7 protein-coding genes are annotated in these 12265 nt (G+C 69.9%); 5 read left to right on the forward strand and 2 right to left on the reverse strand.

Translation table 11 applies throughout. The features are described from left to right. Positions 1-4 precede the first annotated feature (4 nt). Together POL67_RS22025 and POL67_RS22030 are read right to left on the reverse strand one after the other, a co-directional pair. On the reverse strand, positions 5-805 hold the full coding sequence (locus POL67_RS22025) for an alpha/beta hydrolase (RefSeq protein WP_271920121.1): 801 nt from the start codon (positions 803-805) through the stop codon (positions 5-7). Then, the gene (locus POL67_RS22030; protein ID WP_271920123.1) at positions 802-4257 is read right to left on the reverse strand and encodes a hypothetical protein; all 3456 of its coding nucleotides are present in this window, start codon (positions 4255-4257) and stop codon (positions 802-804) included. The genes POL67_RS22025 and POL67_RS22030 overlap by 4 nt, the downstream gene beginning before the upstream one ends. Positions 4258-4496: 239 nt before the next feature. On the opposite strand from POL67_RS22030, the gene POL67_RS22035 reads away from it, so the two are divergent. The 5 genes from POL67_RS22035 (at position 4497) to POL67_RS22055 (ending at position 12239) form a co-directional block, all read left to right on the forward strand. Then, positions 4497-5099: a DUF4142 domain-containing protein gene (locus tag POL67_RS22035; RefSeq protein WP_271920125.1), complete on the forward strand. Its 603-nt coding sequence runs from the start codon at positions 4497-4499 to the stop codon at positions 5097-5099. A gap of 427 nt (positions 5100-5526) precedes the next feature. Continuing rightward, the gene (locus tag POL67_RS22040) at positions 5527-6375 is read left to right on the forward strand and encodes an HAD hydrolase family protein (RefSeq protein WP_271920126.1); all 849 of its coding nucleotides are present in this window, start codon (positions 5527-5529) and stop codon (positions 6373-6375) included. Positions 6376-6533: 158 nt separating this feature from the next. Then, entirely contained in the window at positions 6534-8108 is a 1575-nt protein-coding gene (locus tag POL67_RS22045; RefSeq protein WP_271920128.1) for a hypothetical protein, read from the forward strand. 18 nt (positions 8109-8126) lie between these two features. After that, positions 8127-9689: a vWA domain-containing protein gene (locus POL67_RS22050; protein WP_271920130.1), complete on the forward strand. Its 1563-nt coding sequence runs from the start codon at positions 8127-8129 to the stop codon at positions 9687-9689. A gap of 1254 nt (positions 9690-10943) precedes the next feature. Then, positions 10944-12239, forward strand: a complete 1296-nt coding sequence (locus POL67_RS22055) for a hypothetical protein (protein ID WP_271920132.1) — start codon at positions 10944-10946, stop codon at positions 12237-12239. Positions 12240-12265: the final 26 nt, after the last annotated feature.

Genomic DNA, 12265 nt, shown 5'->3' on the forward strand with positions numbered 1-12265 from the left:
CCCGTCACGGGCTGGAGGCGGCGGCCCGCTGCGCCGCTGCCTCCAGCGCCTTCTGCCAGTCCCCCCGCATCGAAGCGCTCACCGTGTGCCCCACGCCGGGGTAGGTGGTGAGCTCCGCCGAAAAGCCCACCGCGACGAGCGCGCGTACGGTCTCGGTCGCGCCGGCGTGCGGCACCATCGTGTCCGCGTCGCCGTGGAACGCGTGGACGGGCGGCGCGAGTTTTCCCATGGGCCACGCGCTCGGGTAGAGCGGCGGCGCGAGCAAGCCGGCGAGGGGAAGCGCCTCGCCGACGCGCTCGGGGTGTTTGACCGCGAGCGTGAAGCTCAGCATGCCTCCCTGGGAAAATCCCGTCACGATCGGCCGGCCGCGCGTCGGCCGTGTTCGTTCGAGCTCCTCCAGCATCGCCGCGAGCCCGTCGGCCGCGAGCGACGTGCCCTCCGCGAGTTTTGCCGGATCTCGACGCGCGAGCGGGAACCAGGAGAAGCCGTCGCTGTAGGGCGAGGTCCCGTACGGAACGACGACCCGCATGCGACCTTCGATGCGATCGAACAGCCGAACGAACGACTCCGGACGATCGCCGAGCCCGTGGATCGCCACCACGAGCGGCAACCGTTCCGTCGCGGCAGCGCCGCCCGTCACGCGTTCGAGGTAGCGGATTCCGGCGGCTTCGGGCGGCCCGGACGCGGGCTTCGCCTCGGTCCGTGGGGCCGCGCTGCCCGGCGGAGGCTCCGGCGGCGTGTCTCGCCCGCACGCGGGCGCGAGAAGCACGAGCGCGAGGAAGATGCTGCCCGTCGCGCGGATCATGCCGACGCCAGGCGCGCGGCCCGCTCCCGTTCGCGTCGCGGCGGCGGCAGGATCGACGCGCCGAAGAGCACCCGCCGCGGCGCCTCGCCCGCGACCTCCTCGCGCCACGACAGGGCCCACTCGGCCCAGGGGATGTGCTGATCCCGGAACAGGATTTTCCGTAGATCGAGCGGCTTGGGCTCCGCCGCCGGGCGCTCGCCACGCACAGCGGGAGGCACGAGCGGCCCGCTGAAGCCGGCGTCGAGCGCGTAGATCACCTCGGTCCGGTAGCCATCGCCCGGCCAGAGCACGAGGCCCTCGTCGGCGATGTCGTACGGCACGTCGTCGCCGAGCGCGGCGCGGATCTGCTCGCGCACGAGATCCACGCCGGCCATGCGGTAAAACCCGGCGATCGCGTTCTCGAACAGGATACGATCCGCGCCCTCGAGCGCGTCGACGAACCCCGGCTCGACCACGCTCGCCACGACGAGCCCGCTCTGCTCCTCGAACGCGATCACGGCCTTTGCCTTGGAGAGCGCGTCGCACGCGAGCTCCAGGCGCAGCCGGTTCGATCCGAGCTCGACGCTCTGCACGGTGATGGCGCCCGCGCGGAAGCGGGGGCAGGCGGCGAGCAGGCCGCTCACCTCGCGATCGACGGCGCGCCGCACGGTCTCGCGCAGATCGTCGAGTTGCTCCTGCAGGCCTCGCAGCGAGCCGTGGCCGTGCTCGATGCCGCGGGACTCGTCGAGATCGGCGCGGCGCGCGGCGCGACGCAGTTTTCCGTACAGCTTGGGCAACGTGCCCGAGTGAAACCCCGGGCGCATCAGCGTGCCCACGGTCTCGCCCTGATGACCGATCGGCACGGGACCCAGGTTTTTCGCGCGGTTCTCGCGGTAGAGGCGGAAGTTCTCCTTGAACTCCCACACGAGGAAGCCGAACACGCTCGGGAAGAGGAAGACCGTGGTCGCCGCGATCGTCCCGCCGATCACCGGGCCGAGCGGGGCGAGCGCGTGGTTCATGACCGTCAGCATCTCCGCGAGCTGCTGGATCAGCATCTTCTGCGCGACCGTGACCACCGGGAAGTGCTTCACCGGGTTGATCTCGGGCTCGATCAGCAGCGTGATGTAGAGCCGGATCACGTACGCCACGAAGAACCACACGAGCCCGAGCGTGGCCTTCAGCGGGATCGTGGCGCGCTTGTCGCCCTCCCGGAAGCGCAGGAATTCGTCGACCCGGTAGAGCGTCCGCTCCGAGAGCTCCAGCATCGCGCGGAAGATGCCCATCACGAGCCGCACGAGTCCCGGCAGCGCGCGCCCCTTGAGCGCCTCCCAGCCGAGCGCGATCTGATCGAACACGACCTCCTGCGCGACGAGGCCCACGCGCGTGTTGAGCAGGACGCTCGCCGCGACGAACACGCCGGCCGCGCCGAGGGGCCCGATCACGCCGGGTACGTCGCGCAGCGGCGTGGCCATGTAGAGGATCGTCGCGACCACGAGCGGCATCAGCACGTAACGCGCGAGCGCCCGCGCGAGGCCGCTCTCCAGCACGCGCCGGATCGGCCCGAGGGAGAAGACCCAACGCGGCAGGCGCACGAAGACGGCGGCGAGCGCGTGGCCGAGCATCGACAGGAGCCGCATCGCCCCCGCGCGCAGGGCCTCGCTGTGGATGAGCCCGAAGAGCACGGCGGTCATCACGAGCAGGGAAGGCGTGCTCACGAGGTGCGGCGGCACGAAGCCGAGCGCCTTCGCGGCCGGCCCGACCATGTGCTGCAGGCCCTCCAGCACCACGAACGCGCCGCCGGCCGGCAGGATCACGAAGAGCGTGACGAGCCGACCGACCTTCGTGCCGAAGAACACGCTCGACACCTTCTGCAGAGCGCGCAGGTACACCTCGCCGCGCCGGTAGACGCCGTCGAGCGCGACGTCGAGCGCGCGATCGGCGAGCAGCAGCGGATCGCCGCGCACGAGCTCACGCGGGTGCGCGACGTCGCCCATCTTGAGCTGGCTCCGGGAGAGCGCGTCGCGGAGCTGCCCGATGCTCAAGAACCCGCGCGCCACCACCTGATCGCAGAGCTCCTCGACGAGCTTCTTGCGCGCCACGTGCTCGGGCACGCTCGCGGGCCGGAGCCCCACGCCGTCGAGCGTCCCCTCGATGACCGGCCGGAGCGTCTTCCGTACGTTCTCCTCGGCCCGCCGCACCGCCATCCGCAAGAGCCGCGCGACGAGCCGTCGATCCGCGGACGGCATCTCCACGTGCCGCAGCTTTTGCAACGCGCTCCGCAGGTGCCGCGCGATCTTGAGCGGCCGCGTCGCCGGCAGCTTCCGCACGATCGGGCGATCGCCGAGCGAGAGCGCCCACGTCACGAGATCGATCGCCGACGCCCCGCGCTCGTGCGCCACGCAGGCCCGCTGCAGATCGTAGAGCAGCCGCGCCTCGACCGGATACCGGAGCGCCTGCCGTTCGCTCGCCGTCACCGCGAGCGGCATCAGCGACGAGGTCCACGGCACGCGCGGCGCGCTCTCCGCGCTCTCGCCGGGGCCCACGAGCGCGCTGTCGAGCCGCGCCCCGAGCGCGTCGAGATCCCGCTGCACCTGCGCGCGCAGCTTGACCTGCTGATCCTCGCCCGCTGCGGGCATCGCCGCGAGGAGCGAGAGCGCGGCCCGCACGTGGTTGCCCTCGGCGCGCGCCTTTTCGGCCTGGACCACGAGCTTCTGCGCCCCCGCGACCGTCGTCGCGCGCCGCGACAGGAACCCGGGCAGCACGTCGAGCGCGGGCAGCGCCGAGTACGTCGGCGTCGTCGACTCCCTGCCGAACGGCGCGTCCGTCGGATCCGCCGCGCCCTCGGGCCGGCACGCCGCGAGCAGGGCGCGGGCGTCCACGTCTCCGCCGAGCACCGCGAGCGCCCGCGACGTATCCCGCAGCGTCGGAAAGGTCCTCGCCACGAGGCGCGGGGCGAAGTGGTGGAGCTCCAAGAAGAGCGCGGCGAACTCCGTGTACACCTCGGCGTCGTCGGCCGGGGGCAGGAGCAAATCGTCGGCGCGGAGCACCCGCCGGATCTCGTCGAACTCCGTCTGCCCGATCCGATCGATCCGCGCCCGGATCGCCGCCTCGTCGAGCGCGCCGCGGCGCCGCGCGGCTTCGAGCGCGAGGTGCACCTGCCCGTGGAACGCCCCGCGCCAGAGCCGCGTCAGCACCTCGGCCGGCGACGCGTCGAGGATCTCCGAGCCCTTCGGCCGGGGCAGGAGCACCACGTGCTCGGGCAGCTTCGCACCGGCCTCGCCGAGCTCCGCGGCCGGCACGAGCGCAAGGAGCTCGTCCCGCCCGAGCGCGTAACACGACGGATGCGGCACCTGCAGCCCGATGCCCACGATCCGCCGGTGGCGCTTGATCACGCGGGCGACGAGGCGGCTGTCCACCACGAGCGTCCCGGTCTCCGCGCTTCGCAGGCTTCGCTCGATGGGGGTCGTGTCCATGCGCAAGGGCGGGGCGACGGATCCCGAGCGCCGCGCTCGGCCCCACTTACACCACGCAGCGCGGAGGCACAACGACCCGGGCGGAAAGCAATTGGCCGTCCGGGTCCCCCCGACTTCGGGAGACGGTGGGCCCGGCTCTCGGCGCGCGCCGCGAGGCCTCATGGGCAGGGGGGCGCTGGCGCGTGGATCTCGGCGGTAGCCGAAGCGAGCGGGCGGCGCTTTTGAAGAGGAGACGACGCATGGCTCATGCATTCCATCGGTCCTTCCGCCGCGCCTTCACGCTGCTCGCGCTCGCGTCCGCGGGCGTGTGGGGCTGCGGCACGGACGCGGGGGAGAACCGTCCGAGTCCGGCCAAGGAGGAGCCTTCGGAGCCGCTCTCGCTCGGACAGATCCTGGCCGTCGTGTCGACCGTCAATCAAAACGAGATCACGAACGCGGAGACGGCGCGGCTCCGGGCCACGGGCGACGGGGTCCGGTCCTACGCGGAGCGGGTCGCCGCCGAGCATCAAGCGATCGAGACGCGCATCCAGGCGCTCCAGGAGAAGCTCCGGATCAAGCAGGAGGGCAGTGAGATGCAGTCGAACCTCCGCCACGAGGCCGAGCGCGCGGGCGAGCTGCTCCGGACCGTGCCGGCCGCGGATTTCGACGTCACCTACCTCAACGCCCAGATCGGCGGGCACCAGCGCGCGATCACGCTCCTCGACGCGCAGCTCATCCCGAACGCCGAGTCGGCGGAGGTCGAGACCTTCCTGCGCGAGGTGCGCGCCTCGCTCGCGCAGCACCTCGCCCAAGCGCGGCGCCTCCGCAGCCGCTTCCCGATGCTGCCGGGCGACCGGATCTGAGAGGGTGTCCCCCAGGCTGCTGCGCGGCTCGATGCGTCGGTCGGCCTCGCTCGACGTACAGTGTACGCCTCGCTCGGCCTCCCTAGCCTCGAGCCGCTCGCGACGCCTGGGGAACACCCTCGGACCTGCGCAGGGCCGATAAACACGAAAAAGATCCCGGACGCTCGGATCGGACAGGGTACGTCCGATCTGAGCGTCGATTTCGGGCGGCCCACCACCATTGCATGATAATCTCGGCGATGGGTGGCGTCATGGACGGGGAGCCGGCGGCCGTCGGGCTCGCCGCGGCCGATCGTGGCCTCTCTCGTCCTGCGCCTCGGGGGCCGCTTTTTTCTTTTTTGCCTCACCCGCGAAGGAATGGATGCCATGCTTGTCTTGACAAACAATAGCTTCGGCCTCGTTTCGTCGGCCGTGCGATGGATCCGCCATGCCGCCGCTCGGTGATCGCCGGACGTATCTGCCGCGCGTCGCGGCCCCGCGCTGGGTCGTCTTCGCCGATTTCGACGAGACCTACCTCGCGCACGACGGCTCGCCCGAGCGCCGCCGCGATCGGCGCTCGCTCGAGCAGCTCCTCCTCGAAGAGGCCACCGCGCTCGGCCTCGTCTTCGGCTGGGTCGCCGACGGGCCCATCGACGTCGTCGCCGCCACGGTCGGCACCCACGGCTTGCGCGTCGTGCCCCATTTCATCGCGAGCTCCTGGGGCGCCGAACTCGATTTTTTCTCCCGCGAGGAGGGCCGCCGCCCGGTCGCCGAGTGGGACGCGCGCGTCGCGCAGAGCGGCTTTTCGAGGGCCCGCGTCGCCTCCGCGCTCGACGATCTCCTCCGCCGCGGCATTCCCTTGGTCCGCCGCGAGCAGGCGGGCCGGCGCATCGACAGTTACACGTTCCAGCCGAGCGGACGCGGCAGATCCCCCGAGATCACCTCGATCCTCCACAAGGTCGCCGAGCGCCACGGGATCGGCGTTCACGTCTATCCCTGTCATCCCGCGCTCGGTGAGCCAGAGGGCACGTACGACGTGGATTTCGTGCCGCGGGGCGTCGGAAAACGCCAGGTCGTCGATTTCGTCCTCGATCGCCTCGGCATCCCGCGCGCCCGGGCCTTCAGCTTCGGCGACGACGTGGGCGACGTCGACATGCTCTCCGCCGTCGAACACGGCTACCTCGTCGACAACGCCACCGACGACGCCCGCCGCCGCTTCTCCCGCACCGCCGGGGCCAGTTATGCCCGCGGGATCCTCGACGTGATCGAGCGACGCATCGAGCGCGCCCGCCTCTGATTCGGGCGGTGCCGCGCCCGCCGCGACACCGCTGTCAGGGCCGCGCGGCGGGCCTCGGAGCACGATCCCTCCTCGAATGCCTGGAATACGTGCATGGCACATCGTTTGCTGACCGTGCCCAGCCTTCGTTTTTCCCTCATCCAGGAGATGAAATGCCGATGGAACGACCTTTGGCGGCGCGTCGCGCGCTGCTGCACCCCCTGTGGCTCGGGTCCCTCGCCCTCCTCGCCCTGAATGACCACGTCCTCAAGGGCGCGGGCATTCTCCCCGGCGCGATCACGGGCAAACTCAGTGATTTCGCCGGGCTCGTGGTGGCGCCCGCGCTGCTCGCGGCGCTCCTCCGCCTCGGGAGTCGCCGCAGCCTTTTCCTCGCGCACCTCGCAACGGGCGCCGTCTTTGCCGCGATCAAGCTCTCGCCCGCGGCGGCGCGCGGCTTCGAGGCCCTCGCGGCGCTCACGCCTTTCCCCTGGAAGATCACCGTCGATCCGACCGATTTGATGGCGCTGCCCGCGCTCGCCCTCGCGTTCCGCGTCCTCGTCCCGGCCATGCAGCGCCCCCTCCCGGAGCGCCCCCTGGCCCAGCGCACAGCCGTCGTTTTCGGATCCCTCGCGTGTGCCGCGACCAGCGAGCCCGTCGATCCGCCGCCGGAGTGCGGCCCCGATTTCTGCGGCGTCACGCCTACAGAGGCCGGCGCGCTCTCCCTCGGCAATACCACGGACGGCGAGCGCATCGTGCGCCTGCGTCCGCTCAAGGACTCGGTCCAGGTCGATTGCACCACGCTGCTCGCCGATCCCGAGTCCGCGCTCTCGCGCGAGCTCTTCGCCCCCGCCGAGGCGTGGCTCCTCCAGCCGGGCCGGGGTTTGCCCCTCCAGAACAATGATACGGCGGGCTGCGTCGCCTACCTCGTCGACGCCGACGGCCTCGCGCCCACGCTCCTCGCCTGGTCCTCGCAAAAATTCCCGACCCAGTTCGTCTCCACGGCGACGAACTCGGACGATCGCCTCATGATCCCGCTCTCGCTCGATTCAAATGGCAAACTCTCGCTCGGCCCGCACGAGGCCGTCTTCAAGGCGCCCGCGCTCGAAGATCCGCCCGTCGCTCCCGGCTGCGCCTCGCCCGACGAGACCGTCGGCATCGAGTGGTCCACGCCGTTGCCCCTCGGCGGACCTTACGTCCTGGAATCCGTCCTCTCGTCCCCCGACGATTGCCACGCCCTCGTGCTCCAGAACAAATCGACGATGTACGTGTGCGTGCCCGGCGCGGCCATGCCGTTCAAGGCGGGCGACAGCATCCTCATCAACGAGCTCGAGATCGACGGCGGCTCCTACCCCGAGACGAACGGCGAAGCGCCCGAGGGCAAGGCCCTCTACCTCCGCAGCGACACGCATACCGTGCTCGCGGTGCGCGGCAACGTCCTCGCGCGGTACGACTCCACGGGCGGGGCCGAGCCGCTCACCGAGCCCACCGTCGAATCCGATCCCGCCGAGGGCTGCGCCGGCGCGCATGACAAATGCGGCAGCCTGCTCGTCCCGCTCGAGGTCGCCTACCTCGGCGATCACGTCCCCTCGATCACCTTCCTGCGCGCGGGCAAGAGCCTCAATCTCGCGGACGGCTACGGCACGCTGCACCTCGTGCGCGCCGAGGCCATGCCCATCCGCGACACGGAATGCCCGCCCTTCGCTCGTTCCAGCCGTCATTACGAATCCGTCCTCGTCGTCCCCGCGGGGCCTTGATTTCGGGAGGAAACCATCATGGACCATCGAATCGGTACAGCGCTCCTTTCGACCTTGCTCGCCTCGCTCGTGCTGACGGGCTGCGCGGCTGACAGCTCGGACGCGGGCACCTTCGGCGGCAACGTGGATCCCGAGCCCGGCGCCACCGGCATCTCGCAAGGCGGCGCCCAGGACTTCGGCCTCTTCCGCAAGATCCTCGAAGACGGGGAGATCCCGGGCCCCGGCGCGCTCGACGACCTCGGCTTCTTCGCCGAGCACAAGCTCGATTACGCCGCGCCGAACTGCGGCAACAACGTCTGCATGCACGGCCTGCTCGGCGTGATGGGCAACATGATCACGGGCTCGAATTGCACCCTCGTCCAGATCGGCATGAACTCGCCGATCGACGTCGGCAGCATGACGCGCCCGCCTTTGCACCTCGTCGTCGCCGTCGACGTGAGCGGTTCCATGGCCGGCCAGCCCATGGATTACGTGAAGGCGGGCCTCGTCGAGATGATCCCGGCGCTCGAGCCGACGGATCGGATCTCGCTCGTCACGTACTCGACGAGCGCCAACCTCGTCCTCGATCACGTGAGCGCCTCCGATACCCAGGCCCTCAAGAGCGCGTTCCAGGGCCTCTTCGCCGCGGGCTCGACGAACCTCTACGACGGCCTCTTCACCGCGTTCTCCGTCGCCGATCAGTATTTCGATCCGGGCTACCAGAACCGCGTGCTTTACCTCTCGGACGGCGTGGCCACGGCGGGCCTGACGAACCCGAGCAAGCTCACCTCGCTCGCCGAGGCATACGCGAAGAAGGGCATCGGCGTGACCACGATCGGCGTCGGCGGAGACTTCGACGTCGAGGTGATGCGTGATCTCAGCGAGGTCGGCGCGGGCAACTTCTACTTCCTCGAAGATCCGAAGGCGGTCGTCGAGGTCTTCACCGACGAGGTGAATACCTTCCTCGTGCCCGTCGCGCTCGACGTGAACATCGACGTCACCGTCGGCGGCGGCTACGTCGTGCGCGGCGTCTACGGGACGAACGGCTGGCAGACGGCCGAGGGCGGCGGGACGATCTCCATCCCGAGCCTCTTCCTCGCGGGCCGCACGAGCTCCGACGAGCCCATCTCCGAGGGCCGGCGCGGCGGCGGCGGCGCCATGATCCTCGAGCTCGTGCCGCGCTCCGGCGCGATCAGCGTGCCCGATCCGTACGAGGTCGGGTCACTCAACCTCTCGTACAGGGATCCACTCACGGGCTTCACGAAGGCCCAGTCGACGAACATCAAGGCCCCGCACATGTACGAGGATCCGCAGACGTTCTTCACGGACGAGACCGTCGAGAAGGGGTTCGTCATGCTGAACATCTACGCCGGCTTCAAGCTCGCCTCCGAGCTCACGGCCGACAGCGATCCGCGCACCGCGCGCCGCACGCTGGAAGCACTCCGCCCGAGCGTCGACACGTGGCTCGCCGAGCACCCCGATGCGGACATCCAGGACGATCTCAAGTACATCGACCTCTTCATCGAGAATCTGAAGGTCGTCGAGGCAAACACCACGCCCTACGAGCCGGCCGATCCGCCGCCGCCCTGGCCCGCGGACTGACGCTGGAACCGCAGAGCCGGGGCGCCGCCCCGGGCCCCGCGGGGGGCTGTCCGCCCCCTCGACCCCGGACCAGCCAGGGGCTGGACCCAGGGTTGAAAAACTGCGCTCCGCGCAGTTTTTCAAACAGGCCGACGAAGAACCCAGGTTGCCAGCCGAACCCGCAGCGCGGCTGTCTTGGTTGGCAGGGTCATTGGCAGTCTTGACCGGGCCCGTTCGATGAACTGCGCATCGCGCAGTTCATCGAGCTTGGGTCCAGCCCCTGGCTGGTCCGGGTGCAGGGGCGGACAGCCCCTGCTGGGGCCTGGGGCAACGCCCCAGCTCCGCGCCCGCTGTACATTCACGGGTCGGCATTGTGCCTTCGTGACGGCAACGTCTGCCGTGGCGGAGCGAGCGTGTGCATTCATACGTCGGCGCGCTGCATTCCTGCGGTCGGTGCGTGCCTTCAGGGGTTCGACGTGTGCCGCCACACGTCGAGGGCCTGCCTTGGGGTGGGGCGAGCGTGCCTTCGCGGGGAGAGGGGGTGCCTTCCTGCGTGGATGGCGTGCCGTGGCGGGGTTTGGGGATGCATTCGTGGGGGAGGGGGTTGCCGCGCGGGGGCGGGGGCGTGCAATCGAGTGCTTTGGGACAATGTGCGTCCGATCCGCGGGCGATCGATCTTGTGCCCGCGTCGGCGGATGTTGCAGAACGGATTGCCAGGAAGAACGCGGGCCCGTGCACGGCGCCACGGGGGGGGCCGGGTGAGGCCTGGGGCAAAGCCCCAGCGAAGCGACTTCACGATGAGACCCATGCTCGGCGCCAGGGCCGGACGGCGAGGATTCGGAAGGCGGATCGTCCGGCCGACATGTCGGCTTCCGCCTCCGCGCGCGCCAGCACACTCCTTCCGCCTTGACAAGCTGCGTCGTCCGTGCGCCCCGCTGGGTCCGGGATGCTGGCGTCGTATGGAGGGACCCGGCGTGCCGCGAACTGGGCGTAGCGTTTGCCGCGTAGAAACGGACGTGGCCACCCCGGGGGCACGCTCCATCGGCGGCAGGGCAATCGAGGGGTAAACCGTGAGCGTGATGCGCGTGGCGATGGCGCGCGTCGAGCGATTGTCTCGAATAACCCGGGGCGCGGCCATGGACGGCAGGATCTGTCAAGGCCGTAAACCGTGAGCGATTCTATCCGGCGAAGAATACAGAGGAATCAGCATATGCCCTCGGTGTATGTCGAAATGCTTGGTTGGCTCTTCGCTGGTCTTTCGGTTATCCGATAGAAATGAAGTCGAAACCATTCATCCGCGCGGCGCTTCTCGCCGCGACGGGGGCTTTGTCCTCGTGTTTCCTGGGCGACGAGCCCTCCCTGGGACGATTCTGCGCGTCGCCGAGCGAAGGGGGCGCGTATTGCGTGAGCACGAAACGCGGGCCGAGCAGCGCGTGGGCGGAGGCGAAGGCCCATGGCACATTGCCCATCCAGATGTGGGCGGAATGGCCGGAGGACGTGACGCTCGACGAGCTCGTCCGCAGCCGGAGCAAGCTTCACGCGTGGTCCGCGGAGATCGACGAAGTGCTCTTCTACTTGCGCGTCAACGCCGGGAGCGCCGAGTCCTATCGAGCGAGCATGGACGGCCGGCTGGGAGAGCTCCTCCGGCAAGCGAAGCGCAGACAGCGGCAGATCCTATCGGAGGAGCCCGTCGACGCGATCGGGAATTTCAAGGCGGCGCTCGCGGACAAAGCGAAGACCGAGAAAGACCCGCTCGTCGCGGAGATCGCGAGCGACAAGCAAGCCATGGGCGCGGCGTGGTCGGTCCTCGACGGGGCGAAGGAGGACGCTTCGCCGCTCGGCGCTGCATACAAGAACATCGTCGCGGAGTATTCGAGCTATCGCGCGACCGAGGCGGCCGAGACAGAGGCGTACGAGAAGCTCGCGGATGATGCGTCGACGACGACGCTCGATACGATCGACGACGTCGAGCAAACGATCTTGAGCACGGCGAAGGCCGCGAGCGCGAAGCCGAATGACCTCGTGCTTCATGCGCTCGAGCTGTCCGCGGAGATCCTGCAATTCGAGCTTACCTCGGAGGAGGCGATCGCGCCGCACATGGAATTCATGGCGGAGCACGGCGCGGCCATGCCGGACATGACGTCGGGCGCGCAGCGGTCGATCCACGCCATGCTCGGATACGTGGAACAGCGGGTCAAGCGCAGCGACAGGATGGCGACGTCGCTCGTGATGGGGCTCGTTTTGCGACGGCACGCGCTCGCCTTGCTCGGTGCTGGCCCGGTCGCGGGCGAAGGTGTGATGGCGTCGCGCCGCGCGAAGGCCTCCGCCGCATTTCAGGCGGACACCGGCGCGCTCCTCGCGCAGCTCGACGAGGCCGGCGCGACGGGGAACGCGCTCGCGTCGCCCGACGCGGCGAAGCACCGTCGAACGTTGAAGACGCTGCTCCAGTTGAAGCCGCTTTGCGCGGAGGGATTGTCCTCGTTCCGCGAGGCGGCGTGCAAGCCGCTGCGGCAGCGGTTCGCGGCGATGGCGGCGGAGCTCGAGACGCTCGAGAGCACGGAGGGGTTATGAGAAGGCTTCCTTGCTTGGTGGTCCTG

This window comes from Polyangium mundeleinium (assembly GCF_028369105.1).
In the GTDB taxonomy this organism is placed as follows: Bacteria; Myxococcota_A; Polyangia; order Polyangiales; family Polyangiaceae; genus Polyangium; species Polyangium mundeleinium.

What these genes read in the sequence shown, in the direction of transcription:
- POL67_RS22025 (WP_271920121.1), bottom strand. Translation starts at nt 805, where the DNA reads ATGATCCGCGCGACGGGCAGCATCTTCCTCGCGCTCGTGCTTCTCGCG.
- POL67_RS22030 (WP_271920123.1), bottom strand. Translation starts at nt 4,257, where the DNA reads ATGGACACGACCCCCATCGAGCGAAGCCTGCGAAGCGCGGAGACCGGG.
- POL67_RS22035 (WP_271920125.1), top strand. Translation starts at nt 4,497, where the DNA reads ATGGCTCATGCATTCCATCGGTCCTTCCGCCGCGCCTTCACGCTGCTC.
- POL67_RS22040 (WP_271920126.1), top strand. Translation starts at nt 5,527, where the DNA reads ATGCCGCCGCTCGGTGATCGCCGGACGTATCTGCCGCGCGTCGCGGCC.
- POL67_RS22045 (WP_271920128.1), top strand. Translation starts at nt 6,534, where the DNA reads ATGGAACGACCTTTGGCGGCGCGTCGCGCGCTGCTGCACCCCCTGTGG.
- POL67_RS22050 (WP_271920130.1), top strand. Translation starts at nt 8,127, where the DNA reads ATGGACCATCGAATCGGTACAGCGCTCCTTTCGACCTTGCTCGCCTCG.
- POL67_RS22055 (WP_271920132.1), top strand. Translation starts at nt 10,944, where the DNA reads ATGAAGTCGAAACCATTCATCCGCGCGGCGCTTCTCGCCGCGACGGGG.